The following is a 22,011-nucleotide window of genomic DNA, read 5'->3' as shown; positions in this document are numbered from 1 at the left end:
CGAACCGGTCAGCCGGCCATCATGATCTGCCGACGAGATATTTGCCGACGCGGAATCAGAGGATGTCGATATGGATCGTTCCGGCCTGCACGCCGCCGCTTCGCGTGGCGAGCTTGCTCCGCAACATCGTTGCCGTCTGGTCGTCGAGCTGAACGCCGACACTGCTCAGATACGAGACGGGATCCTTGCTGACGTCGCTGGCAAGGCCGAGCAGGTCTGCGTGTGTCGTGAGTCCAGAAGGCGACTTGGCTTTGAGATCGTTACCTGACGCGAGAACTTTTTCGAGATCAATCGTGACGATGCGGCCCATGGCACTTCTCCCTTAGGATGGACTAATGGTCCATCAAACGCAAAGGTTGTACAACGCCTTGGGTTAGTCAAATCAATTCTGTGCGGCCAAGGGCTGCGGCCATGCACGGCCGTTCACACGCCGCAACACCGCGCACCCGACATTCTTCCCCGCGCGTTTCGATCTCTTTGACGGCCACCCCGCGGACTCTTGATTTGAACAGTTCCAATTTGCCGGACACATTACGCCCCTGAGTCCAATCGGTGGATTGGGCCAATCAGGGGACTGCGATGGCAAACCTAACAATCAACGGAAAAAACCTCACACTCGACGTCGAGCCGGACACCCCGCTGCTCTGGGCGATCCGCGAGAATGCCGGTCTGACCGGCACCAAATATGGCTGCGGCATCGCACAATGCGGCGCCTGCACGGTTCACATCGACGGTGTCGCCACCCGCTCCTGCGGCGTCTCGGTCGCCGAGGCCGAGGGCAAGAAGATCACCACGATCGAGGGGCTCGCCTCCGGAGCCACGCTGCACAAGGTGCAGGAAGCCTGGATCGCGAAGGATGTTCCGCAATGCGGCTATTGCCAGAGCGGCATGATCATGGCGGTCGCGGCGCTGCTGAACGAGAAGCCGAAGCCGACCGACGCCGATATCGACGAGGCCATCACCAACATCTGCCGCTGCGGCACCTTCCAGCAGGTGCGCGAGGCGATCCACACGATCGCAGCCGCGTAAGGAGCCGCCTCATGAACAAGCACGTCTCTCCCAAGATGAACCGTCGTGCCTTCGTCATCGGCAGCGCTGCTGTCGGCGCAGGCCTTGCAGTCGGCCTCGACATCCCCTTCGGCGGCCCCGCCGTGATGCGCGCCGCTGACGGCTCGCCCGAGATCGGCGCCTGGGTCGTGGTCAGGCCTGACGACACCGTCGTGATCCGCATCGCCCGCTCCGAGATGGGCCAGGGCTCGCTCACCGGCCTTGCCCAGCTCGTCGCCGAGGAGCTCGAATGCGACTGGTCGAAGGTCACCACCGAATATCCGACCCCCGGCCAGAGCGTTGCCCGCAAACGCGTCTGGGGCGATTTCTCCACCGGCGGCAGCCGCGGCATCCGCTCCTCGCAGGACTATGTCCGCAAGGGCGGCGCCACCGCGCGCGTGATGCTGATCGAGGCCGCCGCCAATGAGTGGAAGGTGCCGGCGTCCGAATGCACCGTGGCCAGGGGCGTCATCACCCATAAGGGATCAGGCCGGACCACGACCTATGGCAAGGTCGCCGAGGCCGCCGCAAGGCTGACGCCGCCAGCCGACGTCAAGCTCAAGGATCCCAAGGACTGGACCATCGTCGGCAAAGGCCTGCTGCGGCTCGACACCGCCGACAAGACCACCGGCGCGATGATCTACGGCATCGACGTCAAGCTGCCGGGCATGCTGAACGCCGCGATCAAGGACTGCCCGGTGTTCGGCGGCAAGCTGAAGAGCTATGACGAGGCCAAGGTCGCCGGCATGAAAGGCGTCAAGAAGGTCGTCAAGGTCGGCGATACCGCGGTTGCGGTCGTGGCCGACACCTGGTGGCACGCCAAGACCGCGCTGGAAGCGCTGCCGATCGTCTGGGACGAAGGCGACAACGCCAAGGTCTCCAGCGAGTCGATCGCAAAGTGGCTGGCGGAAGGTCTCGACAATGACCAGCCGGCCTATGTCGGCAACAAGAACGGCGACGCCAAGGCGGCGATCGCCGGCGCCGTCAAGAAGGTCGAGGCCGTCTACTCCTATCCCTACCAGAACCACGCCACCATGGAGCCGATGAACGCCACGGCGGTCTACACGGCGGACAAGTGCGAGGTCTGGTGCGGCACCCAGAACGGCGAAGCCGCCTTCGCGGCGGTGCTGGAGGCGTCAGGCCTGCCGGCGGAGAAGTGCGACGTGCACAAGGTCATGCTCGGCGGCGGCTTCGGCCGGCGCGGCCAGACCGACTATGTCCGCCAGGCGGTCATGATTGCCAAGCAGATGCCGGGCACACCGGTCAAGCTGCTGTGGTCGCGCGAAGAGGACATGGCGCACGGCCGGTATCACCCGATCACCCAGTGCAAGATGACCGGCGCGTTCGATGCCAACAACAACCTGGTCGCGCTGCACTACCGCCTGTCCGGGCAATCGATCCTGTTCTCGCTGCGCCCCGAAGCGCTGCAGAACGGCATGGATCCTGCGGCATTCCAGGGCGTCGCCCAATCCGGCGAAGCCGCGTTCGGCTATTCGGTGCCGAACCTGCTGGTCGAGCATGCGATGCGCAACCCGCACGTTCCGCCCGGCTTCTGGCGCGGCGTCAACGTCAATCACAACGCGATCTACATGGAATGCTTCATGGACGAGCTCGCCCATGCCGCAGGCCAGGACCCCCTAGAGTTCCGCCGCAAGCTGATGGGCAACCATCCCAAGCATCTGGCGGTGCTCAATGCGGTCGCCGAGAAGATCGGCTGGACCACGCCGGCGCCGCAAGGCGTCTATCGCGGTATCGCGCAGGTGATGGGCTATGGCAGCTATGTCGCCGGCGCCGCCGAAATCTCGGTGACCGACGGCAGCAAGATCAAGGTGCATCGTATCGTCGCCTCCACCGATCCCGGCTACGTCGTCAACCCGGCGCAGGTGGAGCGGCAGATCGCCGGCTCCTTCGTCTATGGCCTCTCGGCGCTGTTCTACGGCGGCTGCACCGTCAAGGACGGCAAGATCGAGCAGAGCAACTTCGACACCTACAACTCGATGCGCATCAACGAGATGCCGAAGGTGGAGTCGGTGATGGTGCCGAGCGGCGGGTTCTGGGGCGGCGTCGGCGAGCCGACCATCGGCGTTGCGGCGCCGGCGGTGCTCAATGCCTACTTCGCGGCGACCGGCAAGCGCATCCGCTCGGTGCCGCTGCGCGACCAGAACATAACCTTCGCCTAAAGCAACATGCTGCGGCGGCGAGAGATTGCCGCCGCAGCCCTTTTCCAGATGCCCCTGATGACCACGCGCCCGGTGACACGGCGCAATGCCGTGTTCGGCATCACCTTGGCGGCCGCAGCGTTGGCGCGGCCATCGATTTCGTGCGCGCAATCCACGGGACGTGTCGTCGTGGTCGGCGGCGGCTTCGGCGGCGCGGCTTGCGCCCGCGCGCTGAAGCATGCGCAGGGAGATTTGCAGGTCATCCTGATCGAACCCAACGCGGTCTACACCGCCTGTCCCTTCAGCAACGAGGTGATTGCGGGCCTGCGCGACATCGACGCGCAGCAGTTCGGCTACGACAAGCTCGCCGCCGAGGGCGTCACTGTGATCGGCCAGGCCGTAACCGCGATCGAGCCGGACCGGCGCAGCGTCATGACGACCGACGGCGTCGCGCTGCCTTACGACCGTCTCGTGCTGTCGCCCGGCATCGACTTCCACGTCGAGGCCCTGTCCGGCTATGACAACGCCGCATCGGAAAAGATGCCGCATGCCTGGAAGGCCGGCGCGCAAACGCTGTTGCTGCGCCGGCAGTTGGAGGCGATGGAAGACGGCGGCACGGTCGCCGTTGCGATCCCCGCCAATCCGTCGCGCTGTCCGCCGGCGCCTTACGAGCGCGCCAGCCTGATCGCGCATTATCTGAAGACGAAAAAACCGCGCTCGAAAGTGCTGGTCCTCGACGCCAAGGACAGTTTCTCCCAGCAGCGGCTGTTCGAGAAGGCGTGGAAAGAGCTCTACGGCGACATGATCGAGCGCATCGGTCTGTCGCAAGGCGGCCGCGTGACCTCTGTCGATGCCGCGACCCGGACCATCGTCACCGAATTCGGCAACTACACGCCTGACGTCGCCAACGTCATCCCGCCGCAACGCGCCGGTCGCATTGCCGATATCGCAGGCGCGGCGGACCACACCGGCTGGTGCCCGATCGATCCTGTCACCTTCGAGTCAAAACTCGTTCCGAACATCCACGTCATCGGCGATGCCTGCCTTGGCGGCGGCATCCCGAAATCGGCATCAGCCGCGAGCGCTCAGGGCAAGGCGTGCGCGAGCGCGATCATCGGCCTCCTCGCGGGCCGCGCGCCGGAGGCGCCGCGATTGACCGGCGTCTGCTACAACACCGTCGCGCCGGGCTACGGCTTCTCGCTCGCCGGCAACTACCAGCCCAGGGGCGATATCTTTGCCGAGGTCGAGGGCGGCACGACGAGCCCGGTCGATGCGCCGCGCGAGTTGCGTGCCCGCGAAGCGGCCGAGGCGGAACGCTGGTTTCAAACCATCACGGCGGACACCTTTGGCTAAGACATGCTGAGACGAAGCCGCCGCCACGACCATAGTGCGCCCCCTCCCCCGCTTGCGGGGGAGGGTTGGGGAGAGGGTGTCTCCGCACGCGAGAACCCCCAAGAGGATCGAGCCCTCACCCGCCGCTGCGCGGCGACCTCTCCCGCAAGCGGGAGAGGTGAGCAGAGCTCGTGGCAATCTCAGTCACTCCATCGAGCACTGGCGATTTCAGCATTGTTCGTATCGATCTTGGCCTTGCCCGCCCGAGCGGACGAGCTCGTGCCCTACAAGATCGTCGGCGACGGCATTCCACAATCGCTCACCGGCGCGCCCGGCGATGCCGCGCGCGGGCGCGCGCTGGTGCTGGCGCGCACGACCACCTGTATCCTCTGCCATTCCGGCCCGTTTCCGGAAACGCGGTTCCAGGGCGACCTCGCGCCCGATCTCAGCGGCGCCGGGAACCGGTGGTCGGTGAGCCAGTTGCGGCTTCGTCTGGTCGACGCAGCGCGCTTCAACCCGGAGACCATCATGCCCTCCTATTATCGCAACGATGGCCTCGTCCGCGTCGGGCGCAATTTTGCCGGCAAGCCGATCTTGTCGGCTGCGGAGATCGAGGACATCGTGGCCTCTCTTGCAACGCTTCGGGACTAGACCGTTCATGCCCACCACGCGACGACAATTTTTGAGCCTTGCCGGTGGCGCCACGGTTGCCGGGACGATCCCGATCGTCACGATACGGCCGCTGGACGCGACGCCGGCGATGCTCACCGCCGCGATCCGCAACGTCGTTGGTGAAGCACAGATCCGCACCGGCAGGGTCAAGCTCGACATTCCGCCCCTGGTCGAGAACGGCAACACGGTGCCGATGACCGTGAGCGTCACGAGCCCGATGACGGCAAACGACTACGTCAAGAGCATCCATGTCTTCAACGAGAAGAACCCGCAGCCGAACATCGGCAACTTCTATCTCAATCCCTCCTCCGGCCGCGCCCAGGTCTCGACGAGGATCCGGCTGGCCGACACCCAGAAGGTCGTGGCGGTCGCGCGGCTCTCCGACGACACCTTCTGGCAGGTCGCGGCCGATATCGTCGTGACGCTGGCCGCCTGCACCGAGGAGATGAACTGATGGCCGCGCTCATCAACGTCCCGGCCAAGGCCAAACACGGCGACGTCATCGAGATCCGCACCCTGACCTCGCACATCATGGAGACCGGCTTCCGCCACACCGCCGACGGCAAGTTGGTGCCGCGCGACATCATCACGAGCTTCACCTGCCGCTACAACGGCGCCGAGATCTTTCGCGCCGACCTGTTTCCGGCGATCGCCGCGAACCCATACCTGTCCTTCTTCACCGTCGCGAAGGAGAGCGGCAAGTTCGAGTTCGAATGGACCGGCGACAACGGCTATTCATCCACCGCCTCTGCATCGATCGCGGTCGAATGATTTTTTGGCGCGCGATAGCGGCGGCGATGCTGCTCGTCACGGGCCCCGCCCTGCTCGCCGGAGAGATCCCGCCCGATGCGCGTCGCTCCGGCTATTCCTTCATGGGGCCGGACACGCGCGCCATGCAGGACGACGACACCTCCAATCCGGGCATGCTGTTCGTGCTCGACGGCGAGGCGCTCTGGGGCAAGAAGATGGGCGACGCCGGCAAAGCCTGCGCAGATTGCCACGGCGATGCTGCGACCAGCATGAAAGGCGTCGCGGCGCGCTATCCCGCCTTCGACAAGGCGCTGGCGCGCCCCGTCACGCTCGACCAACGCATCAATCTCTGCCGTGCCAATCATCAGCAGGTAACGCCGCTGCCTTACGAGAGCCGCGACCTGCTGGCGCTGTCGGCCTATGTCGCGCACCAGTCGCGCGGCGTCGCGATCACGGCCGGCGACGATCCGCAGCTCAAGCCGTTCGTCGACCAGGGCCGCGACCTCTTCATGCAACGTGAAGGGCAGCTCAACCTCGCCTGCACCAATTGCCACGACGATAATTTCGACAAGCGCCTCGCGGGCGCCCCGATCACGCAAGCGCAGCCGACCGGCTATCCGCTCTACCGCCTGGAGTGGCAAACGCTGGGGTCAATCGAGCGCCGGTTGCGCAGCTGCATGAGCGGTGTCCGAGCCCAGGCCTATGATTACGGCTCGCCCGAGCTGGTCGCGCTCGAGCTTTACCTGATGTCGCGAGCGCGCGGCCTGCCGATGGAGACGCCGGCCGTACGTCCCTGATCGTAGATTAGGACTAGGCAGGCGTGGTACGGCCGCTAGTATCCCTCCCAAAGAAGATGAATCAGAGGGAGGGACTGCATTGGCCAACCACAACATCTCGCGCCGCACGCTGCTGAAGGGCACCGCCGCGGCCGGCGCGCTCAGCCTGACCGGGCTGCCGGCACGCGCCGAGGTCAACTGGAAGAAATACGCCGGGACCAAGCTGGAGGTGATCCTCGCCAAGGGTCCACGCGGCGACAACCTGCAAAAGAACATCAAGGAGTTCACCGAGCTCACCGGCATCCAAGTGGAATCCGAGCAGATTCCCGAGCAGCAGCAGCGCCAGAAGGTCGTGATCGAGCTGACCTCGGGACGGCCGAGCTTCGACGTCGTGCATCTCAGCTATCACGTGCAGAAGCGGCAGTTCGAGAAAGCCGGCTGGCTCGCCGACATGACGCCCTTCATGAAGGACCCGACGCTGACCGCGCCGGATCTCGTCGAGAGCGATTTCTCGGCCGCCGGCCTGCAATACGCCAAGAACGACAAGGGCCAGATGCTGTCGCTGCCCTGGTCGGTCGACTATTTCATCCTCTACTACAACAAGGAGCTGTTTCAGAAGAAGGGCGTCGCGGTGCCCAAGACCTTCGACGAGATGATCGCGGCTGCCGAGAAGCTCACCGACCCCAAGGAAGGCACCTTCGGCTTCGTCGGACGAGGCCTGCGCAATGCCAACATGACGTTGTGGACCAACTTCTTCCTCAATTGCGGCGGCGAATTCCTCGACGCCAAAGGTAACATCCTGACCGACGGTCCGGAAGCGATCGAGGCAACAAAAATCTACCAGACGCTGCTGACGAAGGTCGCTCCGCCCGGCGTCGTCGGCTTCAACTGGATGGAGTCGATGGCTTCGTTCACGCAAGGACGTTCCGCAATGTGGATCGACGGCGTTGGCTGGGCGCCGCCGCTGGAAGATCCTGCCGCCTCGCGCGTCGTCGGCAAGGTCGGCTACACCGTCGTTCCCGCCGGACCGAAGGGACAATATTCGGCCACCTATGGTGACGGCATCGGCATTGCCGCGGCGAGCAAGAACAAGGAAGCCGCTTATCTGCTCTGCCAGTGGGTGGTTTCCAAGAAGCAAGGCGCGCGGCTGTTGCAGGCCGGCGGCGGCGTGCCGTTCCGCAACTCAATCCTGAATGACCCCGAGGTCCAGAGCGGCGTAAAGATGCCCAAGGAATGGCTGCAGTCGGTGATTGATTCCGCCAAGATCAGCAAGCTGGGCCTGCCCGTGATCATCCCGGTCGCCGAATTCCGCGATCTTGTCGGCGCCGCAATTACCTCGACCATCACAGGTACCGACCCCGCCACAGAGCTGAAAAAGGCTCACGAGCAGTTCCGGCCGATCCTGGAGCGCAGTGAAAAAGCGTGAGTGCGTTGACACAATCGACTCCGGCCGCGGCACGGTCCGATGCCGCGCCGGAGAAGGAGCTGCGGCCGCCGTCCTACTGGCCGTTCGTGGTGCCGGCGCTGGTCGTCGTGCTCGCGATCATCATCTTCCCGTGGGTCTTCACGATCTGGATGAGCCTGAACGAATGGAAGGTCGGCTCGCCGACCACCTTCGTCGGGTTCTCCAACTATCTGCGGCTCACCAGCGATCCGCGCTTTCTCGAGGCGGTCGGCCATACGCTGGTCTACACCGTGCTGTCGGTGGTGCTGCCGCTGATCCTCGGAACACTCTCGGCCGTGGTGTTTCACCAGAACTTCGCCGGCCGCGGGTTTTTGCGCGGCGTCTTCATCATGCCGATGATGGCGACGCCGGTGGCGATCGCGCTGGTCTGGACCATGATGTTCCACCCCCAGCTCGGCGTGCTGAACTATCTGCTGTCGCTGGTCGGGATCCCCGCACAGCTCTGGGTCTTCCACCCCGCAACCGTGATTCCTTCGCTGGTGCTGGTCGAGACCTGGCAATGGACGCCGCTGGTGATGCTGATCGTGCTCGGGGGCCTTGCCGCAATCCCGACCGAGCCTTACGAGAGCGCGCAGATCGACGGCGCCAGCTTCTGGCAGGTGTTCCGCTTCATCACGCTGCCGCTGATCATGCCGTTCCTGTTCATCGCGGGCATGATCCGCATGATCGACGCGGTGAAGAGCTTCGACATCATCTTCGCGATCACGCAGGGCGGACCGGGCTCGGCCTCGGAGACGATCAACATCTATCTCTACAGCGTCGCCTTCACCTATTACGACCTCGGCTACGGCTCGGCGATCGCGGTCGTGTTCTTCCTGCTGATTGTCCTGCTTGCGGCGGTGATGCTCTACGCCCGTCAGCGCATGCTGTGGACCGAAATCGCGAGCGGCGCATGACACCCCGTCAGATCATCGGCAAAATCGGCCTGTGGCTCTCCGTGTTCGTCATCGTCTCGCCGGCGATCCTGTTCTTCCTCTGGATGATCTCGCTGTCGCTCAAGTTCGAGGTCGACAATGCCGCTTACCCGCCGGTGTTCTTTCCGGATCGCATCGCCTGGAAGAACTATGCCGACGTGCTCGCCTCCAACCGCTTCCTGACCTATTTCGTCAACAGCCTGATCGTGACAGGCAGCTCGACGCTGCTGGCGCTCATCGTCGGCGTCCCCGCCGGCTACGGCATCGCCCGCATGGCCGCGCACAAATCCGCGATCGTGATCCTGATCGCCCGCATCACGCCGGGCCTGTCCTATCTGATCCCGCTGTTCCTGCTGTTCCAGTGGCTCGGTCTGCTCGGCACGCTGGTGCCGCAGATCATCATCCATCTCGTCGTGACCGTGCCGATCGTGATCTGGATCATGATCGGCTATTTCGAGACGACGCCGATGGAGCTGGAGGAAGCAGCCCTGATCGACGGTGCCGGGCGCTGGCAGGTGTTCCGCCACGTCGCGCTGCCGATCGCAAAACCCGGCGTCGCCGTCGCGTTCATCCTCGCCGTGATCTTCTCCTGGAACAATTTTGTGTTCGGCATCGTGCTGGCGGGGCGCGAGACGCGCACCCTGCCGGTTGCGGTCTACAACATGATCTCGTTCGACCAGCTCAGCTGGGGCCCGCTGGCCGCCGCCGCGCTGATCGTCACCCTGCCGGTGTTGTTGCTGACGGTGTTCGCGCAGCGGCAGATCGTGGCCGGACTCACCGCGGGAGCCGTCAAGGGCGGGTGATCGTTCCTCGTCCTGGGACCGCGCCCGCAGTCCCAACGACGCAATCGACAGTCCACCGTACGGACGCACTCAACGGATCTGGACGACGACCTTCCCCTTGGCTCGCCCCGTCTCCAGATATGCAAGCGCCGCTTTTGCCTGCTCGAACGGAAAGACCTTGTCGATCACGGGCCGGATGTGCCCGGCCCCGAGAAGTTCACCGAGCTCTGCGAGTTGGCTACCGTCCGGGTGTACGAACAGGAAGGAATACGCCGCGCGGCTTACCTTGGCGCGCCGAAGTATCTTGCGGCTCAACAACCCGAACAGGAACACCATGAAGGCATTCATGCCACGGGCGCGGGCGAATGCAGCGTCAGGTGGCCCGACGAGCGAGACGATTGCACTGCCGGGCTTCAATATCCGAAGGGACTTCTCAATTGCGTCGCCCCTGATTGTCCCCAGGACGGCATCGTAGCCGCGCAGCACGTCCTCAAATTGCTGCTTCTTGTAGTCGATCACCTCGTCGGCACCGAGACTCCGGACCAAATCCAGATTTCCGGTGCTCGTCGTCGTCCCCACCTTCGCTCCGAGGTATTTCGCGAGCTGGATCGCGAAAGTACCGATGCCGCCCGCCCCCGCCGGTATGAACACCTTCTGACCAGGCTGGAGCCGTGCTCGTTCCCTGAGTGCTTGCCACGATGTCAGCCCCACCATGGGTATCGAGGCCGCCTGCACGAAGTCGAGATTTGCCGGTTTGAGCGCGGCTGCATTCTCAGGCACCGTCGCGAACTCGGCCAGAGCGCCCGTGCCGCTCAGGTCGAAGACGCTGGCGAAGACGGCGTCGCCCGGCTTGAAGCGGGTGACGCGATTTCCAACCTCCACCACGACACCGGCCAAATCGCTGCCCAGCGTCGCCGGAAGCCGAAACCGAAGGATGGGCTTGAACGTTCCCTTCGGAATCATGTTGTCGATGGGGTTCAAACCGGCCGCATTGACCTGAACGAGAATCTCGTTCGGCTTGGGCACCGGCCGAGGAGTATCAACGAACGCGACCTGGTCTGGTCTGCCATAGCGCTTGAAGACGAGTGCTTTCATGTTTGCCGATGTCCGGTTTTGGGGTCTTGGCCGTGTGGCGCTTGCACGAGCCGCATGCCGTCAGAAGGCTCGGGCCGGGCGGCGAGGCTGCGACGCGGTCAGTGCATCAAGCCGCAGGTCCTTTCGGATCCCGGCGTCGACCAGGCCAGCGGGCGCAAATCGGCGAAGCAACCGCAGGCGGTTCGCAAGCTTGCCGGCCGCGTACCGGACTTTCGGGTGCGCCGCGCTGGCCGCTTTCAGAACGGTGTCGGCCACGACGTCCGGATGCTCGGCCGTTGTCATCACCTCGTCCACCCTCTTGACGACGTGCGCACGGGCCTCGCGATACTCATCGAGCTTGGCATCTGGCTGCATGAAGTTCGCGTCGAACGACGTCTTCGTATACGCGGGCTCGATGACCGAGACCCGGATGCCCCTCGTGCGCAGCTCGTGGTCGAGCGATTCCGAATAGCCTTCCACCGCGTGCTTGGTGGCGGCATAGAGCGCGCCGTAAGGCATCGGTAGAAAGCCGAGAACGGAGCCGATGTTGATGATGCGACCATTCCCCTGCCGTCGCATGTGAGGTACGACGGCCTGCGTCATCCGGATCAGCCCGAAAAAGTTCGTCTCGAAAATCGAGCGCGCCTGTTCGATCGAGCTCTCTTCCGCGCCGGCCGGGGCAACACCGAATCCCGCATTGTTCACGAGCAGATCGATGCGGCCCTCGCGCCGCATGACTTCGCTGACGGCGGCTTCAACCGATTCATCGCTGGTCACGTCGAGGGCAAGCATCTCGAACGACCGCACGCCGGCGAGCGCTCCGCGTCTGCTGGTGCCGTAAACCTTGTAGCCGGCCTTCGCGAGCCGTTCCGCCGTGGCCTCGCCGATGCCTGACGATGCGCCGGTAACGAGCGCGATCCTTGTGCTGGTCGTATTCACGAGCTTCTCCTGAAAGGGTGCCAGCCCCGAGCCATTTTGATTACGATCGTAATTATTGATATACATGACGATCGCCATTATAATTGTCAAGACCCGGGACCAAGGAGCTGCGACATGCGCGTTTCGAAGGAGCAGGCGGCCAGAAACCGCGAGCGTATTCTCGAGGCCGCCTCCCGCCTCATGCGTGAGCGCGGCATCTCCGGCGTGGGTGTTGACGCGCTGGCCGAGGCCGCCGGGATGACCCATGGCAGCCTGTACAGTCAGTTCGGCTCCAAGGAACGGCTCGTCGAAGAAGCGGTGGCCCACGCCATCGTTGCCAAGGGTCGGGAGGTGCCCGACGAATTTGCGCTCGACGACTACGTGTCCGAATACCTCTCGGCGAGGCATCGCGACGAGCCGGGAAGCGGTTGCCCTTTCGCAGCCCTGTCTTGCGAGATGCCGCGCCAAAGCGGCGGCGTGAGAGAACGTTTCACAGCCGGCGTGCGAGGCATGATCCGGCTGCTGAGCGGTCGAATGGCCTCAACGCTGAAGCCGCGGCAACGCGAGGAGGAGGCGCTCGCGATGGCCGCCTCGCTGGTCGGGGCACTCGTGCTGGCCCGGGCCGTGAACGATCCCAGGCTCTCGGACGACATTCTTCGCGCGACCAGGAACCGGCTCGGCGAGTGATCGCTCGTGGTAACGCTGAGCTCGATCCGCCGGCGCTTGATTAGGTTGGGCAGAGACGATGCGGCCGGGCGACGCGACGCCGCCCGGCCACGATCATTTTTACCCCGCCTACTCCGCCGGCGCGGCGTGCATCTCCGGATGCGCGGCGTAGTGCTCGGTGGTGCCGAGCTTGCTGGCTGCGAACAGGCCGGCCGCCATCACGGCATAGGCGAGCGCGACCGCGGGCGTGACGCCAAAGCCGCCGCCGATGCCGACGGCTTCGCCGTGCATGAAGCCGAAGTAAGTCAGCACCGCACCGACCAGCGCAAAGCTTGATGCCTTCTCGAAGTCGCGCTCGATGATGAAGACACCGATCGCGCCGAGGATGAGGCCGCCGAGAATGGAGCCGCCGCCCATCACCTCGAGGCCGTGATAGAACACGCCCTGCTGCGGCAGCGCCGCGACCGCAGCGATCTTGACCGCGTCGGCCTTGTCGGCCGCCATGCCGCCGACGGTTGCCGCCGCCGTCATGGTCGAGGCCAGCATGGTGTCGATCTGGAGCTTGGCCCAGGCGGCCAGATGCGGCGTCAGCGCCAGCACGATCGCGGGCGCGTGCTTGACCGGGGTGGTCTGAAACGCCTGCGCGCCGATCAGCATGCCGATGTAGAGCAGGATCGGCGAGATCGCGACGACAGGCACCAGCGCCAGCAGCACCGAGATGATGCCGAACCAGGCCAGCACCACCACCATGATGCCGGTCGCAGCCGAGTAGCCGATGCGGCCGCCCATCGCCTTCCAGCCGGGATGGCCGATATAGACGGCGTTGATGAAGGGATTGCCCATCAGGCAGCCGATCAGGCTGACGACGCCGTCGGCGGTCAAGACGCGCGTGGTTGGATATTCGTCGCCGGCCGCTTCCGCGCTCTCGACATTGTCCATGGCCTCGACGAGGTCATAGATGCCGAAGGGAATGGCGGTGACGAGGATGATGCCGAGGAATTCGAAGCCGGAGAAGACGTAGCCCACGGCGGGAATCGGCACCGAGAAGCCGAAATTGGCGAAGGCCGCGCCGACGCCCGCGATGCTCAACCCGCCGAGGCCGAGCCCGAACAGGTTGGAGCCCCAGGCGATGATCATGCCGGCTGCGATGGCGACGAGGCCTGCGGGAATGCCGCGCCAGTATTTCACGCCGCCGAACCAGCTCAGCAGGATGATGGCGAAGCAGACGAGGCCGATCTGCGGCGTCATGTACATCTCGAGCGCCGGCCGCATCGAGATGAAGGTGACGGAAACGCCGGCGAGCGTGCCGAGCAGCGCCGCGCGCGGCGTGATCTTGCGAATGAATGGTGCAATGAAGCCGCCGATCATCAGAATAAAACTCTGGAAGAACACCCAGACGAGGCCGGCCGACCAGCCCTTGAGCGGATCGCCGGTCTTCAGCGTGATCGGCAGCATGATCACGAAGGTGACGATGAACATGTGCGGCACGCTGACGCCCGACGGCAGCGCGCAGACGTCGTTGCGGCCGGTCTTCTGCGCGAGGCGATAGGCGAGATACGCGTAATAGAAGGTGGACAGGCACATCATCAGCCCGAGCGCAGGCAGGATACGGCCGAACACCAGGCTGTCAGGCATCTTCAAGACGAAGCGCAACAGGCCCGTGAGCACGAGCATGTTGACGAGGATGTTGGTGCCGAAGCCGAAGAACGCGTTCCAGTCGCCCGATGTCCATAGTGCCGGCTTGAACTCAGACTTGCTCAGATCAGATTTGCCGGCCGTCCCCGTCAATGTGCTCATGATAATACCCCTATGTGGTCGAAACCTTCATTGCCTCCAGAACTGCGGCCGAGTCCGCGACCCAGCCGAAGATGCCGCCCTGGGCCTTGATCATCTTCAGGCCCATCTCGTGAAACTCGGGGAAGTAGGATGCGCAGCCGTCGGAGATGACGACGCAGCGATAGCCGCGGTCATTGGCCTCGCGCACCGTGGTGTTGACGCACACTTCGGTGGTGACGCCGCACACGAGCAGATTCTCGATGCCGTATTTCTCCAGCACATCCGTGAGCTCGGTGGCGTAGAACGCGCCCTTGCCCGGCTTGTCGATCACGACCTCGCTGTCGAGCGGATAGAGTTCGGGAATGATGTCGTGGCCGGCTTCGCCGCGAATGAGGATGCGGCCCATCGGGCCGGGATCGCCGATGCGCAAGGACGGCGCGCCGCGCTCGACTTTCGCAGGCGGCGCATCGGAGAGATCGGGCAGATGGCCTTCGCGGGTGTGGATCACCAGCATGCCGGTGTCGCGCGCCGCCTTCAGCACCGCGCCAATCGGCTCCACCGCGCGCGCGAGCTGGCTGACGTCGTTCCCGAGCGTCTCGCCGAAGCCGCCGGGCTCCATGAAATCACGCTGCATGTCGATGATGAGGAGCGCGGTGGCGGGCCAGTCGAGCTTGATCGGCTCGGGCTCGGCGTTGATGACGCCCAGTGTCGGCTTGGCTGAGTTCAACATGACGCAGGCCCCCGCGAGAACTCTCTTTGCCAGGAGTTCTGCAAGCGCCGTGCCATTGTGTACAATTGCGGTAACGAGCAGTTCGCAAGAGAAATCGTTGCGTACTCAGAAGGTTACGTCAGCGATCGACGCCTGCTTATTCCCTGTGCGACGGCTTTGCGACGTGCATTTGCTTAAAGGATGAGCGGCCTCCGTCGTCATTCCGGGGCGCGACGAAGTCGCGAGCCCGGAATCCATCGGGCAGCAAGACGCGAAGTGAAATGGATTCCGGGCTCGACGCTTCGCGTCGCTCCGGAATGACGAGCAGTGACTACCGCCCCGCCCCATACAGCTGCCGATACTCATTCTCATACGGCGCATACGAGTCCTTCAGCGTCGCCATGTTGAGCAGCATCGTCGCAACCACCGTCCCCGCCTTGTCGAACACGCGCGTCTTCACCCAGGCGCTTTCGGTGCGACGGCTGCCGGAGAGCGCGACCACTTCGCGCTCGACTTCGTATTCCTCGTCGACGAAGAGTGGGCCCTTCATCAGGCGGATCTCCTGGTCGGCAAACAGGCCGACGGCCGGTCCCCTGGCCGGCAGCGGATCCTCCTTGGAGCGGTACTGGAACAGCACGCTCAGCATCTCCATCGGGATGATCGGTTTGCGCCAAGGATTCGAAGAAGCATTGTCCGCGCCCGAATAATACGGCGAGCTCTCGGTGATGACGGCAAGCTTCTGCCTGAGGGAGAACGGATAGAGGTCACCCATGTTCTGGTCGAACGCCATCCTCACCGTCTGCCGCTTGCTCGTCTGCGCCACCTTGACGTCGCGCAGGATGACGGGATCGGCCAGCGGCTTGAGCTCGCCGAGGCGGGTCTCGAGCGCGGTCGCAACCGCAGCGTCGCCGATTGAGGCCGTGCCGCGCAGCACCTCGGTGCCGTCGCGCTTGACCATCTGGACCTGGCATTGGCTTGTGCCCGGCAATGGCTTCGACAGGATCGCCTGCACCTCCTCGCCCTCGTAGCAGACGCTGCGGTAATGCGCGGACAGGCAGCCGCTCTCGAACCAGGCCTGCCCCCAGAGCCGCGCGCCGAGCGGGGCAAACTGGCTGAAATGCGTCGGGCCTTCGATGGTACCGCCCTTGAAGCCGAGCTTCTGGGCGGTGGCATCGTCATGGATGGAGGCGTGCGCGTCGTAGGTTTGCGCCTGCAGCATCTGGCGCGGCTTGCGCCACGGGCCGATCAGCGTCTCCGCGGTCTCGGTGATCTCGGTCTCGAATGCGTTTGCGGTCATGGCTTTCCTCCACAGGCAGCCATGACTAACAGGACCGCCACGGATGCGGCCAGCGATATTGACTTCGCCCGTCCATGCTTTTGACTGGCAACACCCGCTTCGCAAGCCGCCTCTCTTTCCGCGGCGCAAAATCCCCGCCGAACCAAGAAGAACAAGGACCTCCGAAATGACGCTGATGCAGGTCGAGCTGGACGACAAATACCGGCTCGAATCGAAGCGGATCTTCCTGTCCGGCACGCAGGCCCTGGTCCGCCTGCCCATGTTGCAACGCGAACGCGACCGGCTCCAAGGCCTCAACACCGGCGGCTTCATCTCCGGCTATCGCGGTTCCCCGCTCGGCATGTACGACCATGCGCTGTGGCGCGCGAAGTCATTCCTGCAACAGCAGGACATCGCCTTCGTCCCCGGCCTGAACGAGGACCTCGCGGCGACCGCGGTCTGGGGCAGCCAGCAGGTCGGCCTGTTCCCCGGCGCCAAGGTCGATGGGGTGTTCGGCATCTGGTACGGCAAGGGCCCCGGCGTCGACCGCTCGGTCGATGCGCTCAAGCACGCCAATGCGGCCGGCACCTCTCTCAATGGCGGCGTGCTCGCGCTCGCCGGCGACGACCATGGTTGCCAATCCTCGACGCTGGCACATCAGAGCGAGCAGGTGTTCGCGGCGGCGCTGATTCCGGTGATCAATCCGGCGACGCTGCAGGATTATCTCGACCTCGGCCTCTACGGTTTCGCGCTGTCGCGCTTCTCCGGCTGTTGGGTCGGCTTCAAGGCGATCAGCGAGACCGTCGAGAGTTCGGCGTCGATCTATAGTGATCCCGAGCGTATCCAGATCAAGCTGCCCGACGATTTCGAGATGCCGCCCGGCGGCCTCAACATCCGCTGGCCCGATCCGCCGCTGGACGCCGAGAGGCGCCTGTTCGGCCCGAAGATGGCCGCGGTGCAGGCCTTTGCCCGCGCCAACCAGCTCGACCGCATCGTGCTCGATTCAAAACCTGCGCGGCTCGGCATCGTCGCGACCGGCAAGGCCTATCTCGATCTGCGCCAGGCCCTCGCCGATCTCGGCATCACCGACAAGGACGCGCAAGACCTCGGCCTTCGCATCTACAAGGTCGCGCTGACCTGGCCGCTGGAGGAAAGCGGCGCCAGGCGTTTCGCCGAAGGTCTGCAGGACGTGCTGGTGGTCGAGGAGAAGCGTGGCTTCATCGAAGACCAGCTGATGCGCATCCTCTACAACATCGACGCTTCAAAGCGTCCGACCGTCACGGGCAAGCGCGACGAGCGCGGCGCGCCGCTGTTGCCGAGCGAGGGCGAACTAACGCCGACGATCGTTGCCTCCGCCCTCGTCGCGCGGCTGCGCAAGCTCGGCCATCACAGCCCGGTGCTGGAGCAGCGCCTGGCGCGGCTCGAAGCATTCGACAATCCCGTCACCACGAGCGCGCCGATCAAGCTGGCGCGCACGCCCTTCTTCTGCTCGGGCTGCCCGCACAATTCCTCGACGCGCGTGCCCGAGGGCAGCCGCGCGATGGCCGGCATCGGCTGCCACGGCATGGCCCTGAGCATGCCGACCCGCCGCACCGATCTGATCTCGCACATGGGCGCCGAGGGCGTGAACTGGATCGGCCAGTCGCCCTTCACCACCGAGACGCACATTTTCCAGAATCTCGGCGACGGCACCTATACGCATTCGGGCCTGCTGGCGCTCCGTGCCGCCTCCGCCTCCGGCATCAACATCACCTACAAGATCCTCTACAACGACGCCGTCGCGATGACCGGCGGACAGCCGGCCGAAGGCGCCTTCAACGTCGCGCAGATCGCGCATCAGGTCTGGGCCGAGGGCGTCAAGCGCCTCGCGATCGTCTCGGACGATCCCGGCAAATACCCTGAAGGCAACTACTTCCCGCAAGGCGCAACCATCCATCACCGCCGCGAGCTCGACGCCGTGCAGCGCGAGCTACGCGACATCAAGGGTCTCACGGTCATCATCTACGACCAGACCTGTGCGGCGGAAAAGCGCCGCCGCCGCAAGCGCGGCCTTTATCCCGATCCCGCCAAGCGCGCCTTCATCAACGAGCTGGTCTGCGAAGGCTGCGGCGACTGCTCGCAGGCCTCCAACTGCGTTTCGGTACAGCCGCTCGAAACCGAATTCGGCCGCAAGCGCCAGATCGACCAGTCGAACTGCAACAAGGACTTTTCCTGCGTCGAGGGTTTCTGCCCGAGCTTCGTCACCGTCCATGGCGGTTCGCTGAAGCGCATGAAGACTTCGGCCGTCGATTCCGGGCAGCTGTTCGCCGATCTGCCGCTGCCGCCCGCGCGTGAGCTCGACGGACCCTACAACATTCTCGTCACCGGCATCGGCGGCACCGGCGTCATCACCATCGGCGCCCTGCTCGGCATGGCCGCCCATGTCGACGGCCGCGGCTGCTCGGCGCTGGACTTCACCGGCCTGTCGCAGAAGAACGGCGCGGTGATGAGCCATGTCCGCATCGCGCCGAAGCCGGAGGACATCTCGGCGGTCCGCATCACCACCGGCGGCGCCGACGTCATCCTCGGCTGCGACATGATCGTCTCGGCCGGGCCGACTGCGCTGAGCCGCGCCGAGCGCGGCGTGACCAAGGCCTATATCAACGCCGATTTGCAGCCGACCGCGAGCTTCGTGCAGAATCCCGATCTCGATTTCGAGATGGGCACGATGCAGACCGTGCTGCGCGACGCCATCGGCGACAAGAACCTCGATATCATCGACGCCACGGGCATCGCCGCCGCGCTGATGGGCGACAGCATCGCGACCAATCCCTTCATGCTCGGCTTCGCCTTCCAGAAGGGCGCGATCCCGCTGTCGCTGGAGGCCCTGCTCCGCGCCATCGAGATCAACGGCGCCGCGATCGAGATGAACAAGCTCGCCTTCACCTGGGGCCGCCTTGCCGCCCACGACATGTCGCGGGTGCGCAGCGTGCTGCAGTTCAAGGCCCGGGCCGCAGCGCCGGTGAAATCGCTCGACGACATCATCGCGACGCGCGCGGAATTCCTGACCGGGTATCAGGACAAGGCCTACGCCGATCGCTATCTCGCCGCGGTTGCCAAGGTGCGCAAGGCGGAGAGCGCGGCATCGCCCGCGTCCACTGAGCTGGCGGAAGCTGTGGCGAAGAACCTGTTCAGGCTGATGTCGTATAAGGACGAGTACGAGGTCGCGCGGCTCTATACCGACGGCAGCTTTGCGCAGAAGGTGTCGGAGAAGTTCGACGGCGACTTCACGCTGAAATACCATTTGGCGCCGCCGATCTTCGCCAAGCGCGACAAGGCGACCGGGCGTCTGCAGAAGCAGGAGTTCGGCAGCTGGATGATCCACGCCTTCCGCGTGCTGGCGAGGCTGAAATTCCTGCGCGGCGGCGCGTTCGATCCGTTCGGACGCACCGAGGAGCGGCGGAACGAGCGGAAGCTGATCGAGGATTATCTGGCGATGATCGATGAGCGGATCGCCGGGCTGAAGGCGGAGCAGATCCCGCTGCTGGCACGGCTCGCGCGCGTGCCCGAAAGCATCCGCGGCTTCGGCCACGTCAAGGAAGCCAACGTCAAGCTGGCGGCGACCGAAACGGCGCGGCTGGAAGCTGAGCTGGAGAACAGCCGCTTTGCGGCGGCGGCGGAGTAGCGAATAGGCGCGCGCTCTCTCCACACGTCATTGCGAGCAGCCCTTGCGACGAAGCAATCCAGACTGCCACTGCGGCCAAAATCTGGATTTCTTCGCTGCGCTCGCAATGACGGAGATTGTGGCACGCGCTCGACTCACACGCGCTGTCATCGCCCGCGAAGGCGGGCGATCCAGTACTCCGAGACGGTTGTGATTGAATCGAGAGCCGCGGCGTACTGGATGCCCCGCCTTCGCGGGGCATGACAGCGGTGATAATTGCTAGAGCGACGCCTTCGCGGCACTCGGCGCTATCGTCGCCCCCTCCGCCAGATGCCGTCCCGCGATATACCCGAACGTCAGCGCCGGGCCGAGCGTGATCCCGGGCCCCGGATAATTGCCGTTCATGATCGAGCCCATGTCGTTGCCGCAGGCGTAGAGGCCCGCGATCGGCGTGCCGTCCTCGCGCAGCACGCGGGCCTGCGCATCCACCTTCATGCCGATCGCCGTGCCCAGATCGGCGGGATGGATGCGCATCGCGAAGAACGGCGCGCGCACGATCGGCGCAACACAGGGGTTCGGCTTGTGCGCGGCATCGCCGAGGTGGCGCTGATAGACGGTGCTGCCGCGGCCGAATTCGGGATCGCGCCCTTCCTTCGCAGCTTCGTTGTAGCTCGCAATCGTCGCCGAGAGCGTCGACGGCTTGATGCCAATCTCCGCCGCCAGCCGCGCGATGTCAGGCGCCTCGACCAACTCGCCGCTCGCCACATAGCGCCGAACACTGCGCGTGAACGGCTTGATGCGACCGAGACCATAAGCCCACAGGAACGCGCGGTCGCAGATCAGGTAAAACGGCCGGTCCGGCTCGCCATTGCCATCACGCAGCATCGCGAACACGAACTCGTGGTAGGACAGCGCCTCGTTGACGAAGCGGCGGCCCGCCGCATTCACGGCGATCACGCCGGGCTTGGCGCGGTCGGTCACCGTGTGCGAAAACACGCCGCGGCTGCCGTCGGCGCGGCGGAACAGCGAGGCGGGCACCCAATAGGCCGGGCTGGTCGCGTCCGTGTTGAGGGCAGCACCGGCCGTCGCCGCAAGCCGAAGCCCATCACCAGTGCCTGCTGTGTTGGTCGCCGAGACGAATCCGGCGGCAGGCGGGAAGAAGCGTTTGCGCAACGTCGCGTCATGCGAGAAGCCACCGGTCGCCAGCACCACGCCGCGTCGCGCTGCGATCAGACGATCACGGGCGCCGTGGCGGATCACCACGCCCGCGACGCGATCGCCTTGCATCGACAGATCTTCGACATCGGCGCTGAAAAGGATCTCGACCTGCCGCGCCAGCAGCGAGGCGTATAGCCGCGCGGCGAGCGCATTGCCGAGATGCAGCGTCGTGCCGCGCGGGCTGCGCAGGCGCTGCAACGCGTATGCAGAAACAAGCCGCGCCGCGCGCAGGGTCGAGCGCAGCGATTTTCCGACACGCCGCAGATGCGGAATGTCGAGCCGGTTGACCATCATCCCGCCGAACAGCGTGAACTCCGGCAGCGGCGGCCGCAGCCGCGCGAAAGCCCGACCAAGCCGCGTGCCGTCGAAAGCCACCGGCTCCAGCACGCGGCCGCCCGATGTTGCACCCAGCCGTTCCGGATAATAGTCCGGATAGACCTTCACGGGCTGGAGCCGCACCTCGGTGTTGGCTTCGAGCCAGGCGACCGCCTCCGGCCCGCGCGCGAGGAAAGCGGCGCGCAAGCCCGCATTGGCAGCTTCAGGCACCGTGCTCGACAGATACCGGACGGCGTCTGTGATGCTGTCCGAGAGCCCTGCCTCTTTCATCTTGGGATTGGCGGGAATCCAGACCATGCCGCCGGACCACGCGGTGGTACCACCGACAAAAGCGGTTTTCTCGATGACCAGCACGCGCAGGCCTGCGACAGCCGCAACGGCCGCCGCCGTCATGCCACCGGCACCGGCGCCGACGACAATGACGTCGTAGATCTCGTGCGCCGGCATCATGCGGCAGGTGTCCGAAAGCGGGGCATGACACCGTAATACCCTTCCGAC

19 protein-coding genes are annotated in these 22,011 nt (G+C 64.8%); 12 read left to right on the top strand and 7 right to left on the bottom strand.

Annotation, left to right across the window (positions count from 1 at the left end; genetic code table 11):
• Positions 1-55: 55 nt before the first annotated feature.
• The gene (locus tag IQ16_RS39025; protein WP_018646167.1) at positions 56-310 is read right to left on the bottom strand and encodes a hypothetical protein; all 255 of its coding nucleotides are present in this window, start codon (positions 308-310) and stop codon (positions 56-58) included.
• A gap of 269 nt (positions 311-579) precedes the next feature.
• Between IQ16_RS39025 and IQ16_RS39020 the strand changes: the two genes are divergently transcribed.
• The 10 genes from IQ16_RS39020 to IQ16_RS38975 all read left to right on the top strand — a co-directional run bounded on the left by IQ16_RS39020 (position 580) and on the right by IQ16_RS38975 (position 9,918).
• Positions 580-1,029 carry a (2Fe-2S)-binding protein gene (locus IQ16_RS39020; protein WP_026312483.1) on the top strand — a complete coding sequence of 150 codons (450 nt, stop codon included), beginning with the start codon at positions 580-582 and terminating at the stop codon, positions 1,027-1,029.
• Positions 1,030-1,040: 11 nt separating this feature from the next.
• The gene (locus tag IQ16_RS39015; protein ID WP_018646165.1) at positions 1,041-3,227 is read left to right on the top strand and encodes a xanthine dehydrogenase family protein molybdopterin-binding subunit; all 2,187 of its coding nucleotides are present in this window, start codon (positions 1,041-1,043) and stop codon (positions 3,225-3,227) included.
• Between the two features lie 48 nt (positions 3,228-3,275).
• Entirely contained in the window at positions 3,276-4,559 is a 1,284-nt protein-coding gene (locus tag IQ16_RS39010; protein ID WP_018646164.1) for an NAD(P)/FAD-dependent oxidoreductase, read from the top strand.
• 234 nt (positions 4,560-4,793) lie between these two features.
• On the top strand, positions 4,794-5,189 hold the full coding sequence (soxX, locus tag IQ16_RS39005) for a sulfur oxidation c-type cytochrome SoxX (protein ID WP_244636022.1): 396 nt from the start codon (positions 4,794-4,796) through the stop codon (positions 5,187-5,189).
• Between the two features lie 7 nt (positions 5,190-5,196).
• Positions 5,197-5,664: a SoxY-related AACIE arm protein gene (locus IQ16_RS39000; protein WP_018646162.1), complete on the top strand. Its 468-nt coding sequence runs from the start codon at positions 5,197-5,199 to the stop codon at positions 5,662-5,664.
• Positions 5,664-5,981, top strand: a complete 318-nt coding sequence (gene soxZ, locus IQ16_RS38995; protein ID WP_018646161.1) for a thiosulfate oxidation carrier complex protein SoxZ — start codon at positions 5,664-5,666, stop codon at positions 5,979-5,981. The genes IQ16_RS39000 and soxZ overlap by 1 nt, the downstream gene beginning before the upstream one ends.
• The gene (gene soxA, locus IQ16_RS38990) at positions 5,978-6,757 is read left to right on the top strand and encodes a sulfur oxidation c-type cytochrome SoxA (protein WP_018646160.1); all 780 of its coding nucleotides are present in this window, start codon (positions 5,978-5,980) and stop codon (positions 6,755-6,757) included. Before soxZ ends, soxA begins: the two co-directional genes overlap by 4 nt.
• A gap of 79 nt (positions 6,758-6,836) precedes the next feature.
• Positions 6,837-8,162: an ABC transporter substrate-binding protein gene (locus IQ16_RS38985; protein ID WP_145832106.1), complete on the top strand. Its 1,326-nt coding sequence runs from the start codon at positions 6,837-6,839 to the stop codon at positions 8,160-8,162.
• Positions 8,159-9,097, top strand: coding sequence for a carbohydrate ABC transporter permease (locus tag IQ16_RS38980; protein ID WP_026312481.1), 939 nt, complete (start codon positions 8,159-8,161; stop codon positions 9,095-9,097). Before IQ16_RS38985 ends, IQ16_RS38980 begins: the two co-directional genes overlap by 4 nt.
• Entirely contained in the window at positions 9,094-9,918 is an 825-nt protein-coding gene (locus tag IQ16_RS38975) for a carbohydrate ABC transporter permease (protein WP_026312480.1), read from the top strand. Before IQ16_RS38980 ends, IQ16_RS38975 begins: the two co-directional genes overlap by 4 nt.
• A 69-nt stretch (positions 9,919-9,987) precedes the next feature.
• Here the strand turns inward: IQ16_RS38975 and IQ16_RS38970 are convergent, their stop codons facing one another.
• The gene (locus tag IQ16_RS38970) at positions 9,988-10,992 is read right to left on the bottom strand and encodes an NADP-dependent oxidoreductase (RefSeq protein WP_145832105.1); all 1,005 of its coding nucleotides are present in this window, start codon (positions 10,990-10,992) and stop codon (positions 9,988-9,990) included.
• 60 nt (positions 10,993-11,052) lie between these two features.
• Positions 11,053-11,988, bottom strand: coding sequence for an oxidoreductase (locus IQ16_RS38965; RefSeq protein ID WP_018646155.1), 936 nt, complete (start codon positions 11,986-11,988; stop codon positions 11,053-11,055).
• A 36-nt stretch (positions 11,989-12,024) separates the two neighbouring features.
• On the opposite strand from IQ16_RS38965, the gene IQ16_RS38960 reads away from it, so the two are divergent.
• The gene (locus IQ16_RS38960; RefSeq protein ID WP_018646154.1) at positions 12,025-12,576 is read left to right on the top strand and encodes a TetR/AcrR family transcriptional regulator; all 552 of its coding nucleotides are present in this window, start codon (positions 12,025-12,027) and stop codon (positions 12,574-12,576) included.
• Between the two features lie 108 nt (positions 12,577-12,684).
• Here IQ16_RS38960 and IQ16_RS38955 read toward each other — a convergent pair whose 3' ends face one another.
• The 3 genes from IQ16_RS38955 to IQ16_RS38945 form a co-directional block, all read right to left on the bottom strand.
• Positions 12,685-14,352, bottom strand: a complete 1,668-nt coding sequence (locus tag IQ16_RS38955; RefSeq protein ID WP_018646153.1) for a xanthine/uracil/vitamin C permease — start codon at positions 14,350-14,352, stop codon at positions 12,685-12,687.
• Positions 14,353-14,362: 10 nt separating this feature from the next.
• Positions 14,363-15,061, bottom strand: a complete 699-nt coding sequence (locus tag IQ16_RS38950) for a cysteine hydrolase family protein (RefSeq protein WP_018646152.1) — start codon at positions 15,059-15,061, stop codon at positions 14,363-14,365.
• A gap of 310 nt (positions 15,062-15,371) precedes the next feature.
• On the bottom strand, positions 15,372-16,337 hold the full coding sequence (locus tag IQ16_RS38945; RefSeq protein ID WP_018646151.1) for a hypothetical protein: 966 nt from the start codon (positions 16,335-16,337) through the stop codon (positions 15,372-15,374).
• Between the two features lie 166 nt (positions 16,338-16,503).
• Between IQ16_RS38945 and IQ16_RS38940 the strand changes: the two genes are divergently transcribed.
• Entirely contained in the window at positions 16,504-19,980 is a 3,477-nt protein-coding gene (locus IQ16_RS38940) for an indolepyruvate ferredoxin oxidoreductase family protein (RefSeq protein WP_018646150.1), read from the top strand.
• A 258-nt stretch (positions 19,981-20,238) separates the two neighbouring features.
• Here the strand turns inward: IQ16_RS38940 and IQ16_RS38930 are convergent, their stop codons facing one another.
• The gene (locus IQ16_RS38930; RefSeq protein ID WP_018646149.1) at positions 20,239-21,963 is read right to left on the bottom strand and encodes an FAD-dependent oxidoreductase; all 1,725 of its coding nucleotides are present in this window, start codon (positions 21,961-21,963) and stop codon (positions 20,239-20,241) included.
• Positions 21,964-22,011: the final 48 nt, after the last annotated feature.

The sequence above is a fragment of the Bradyrhizobium huanghuaihaiense genome, assembly GCF_007830635.1.
GTDB classification, from domain to species: domain Bacteria; phylum Pseudomonadota; class Alphaproteobacteria; order Rhizobiales; family Xanthobacteraceae; genus Bradyrhizobium; species Bradyrhizobium huanghuaihaiense.
The sequence above is the reverse complement of the archived record's forward strand: the minus strand, read 5'-3'. Positions and strand labels throughout refer to the sequence as shown.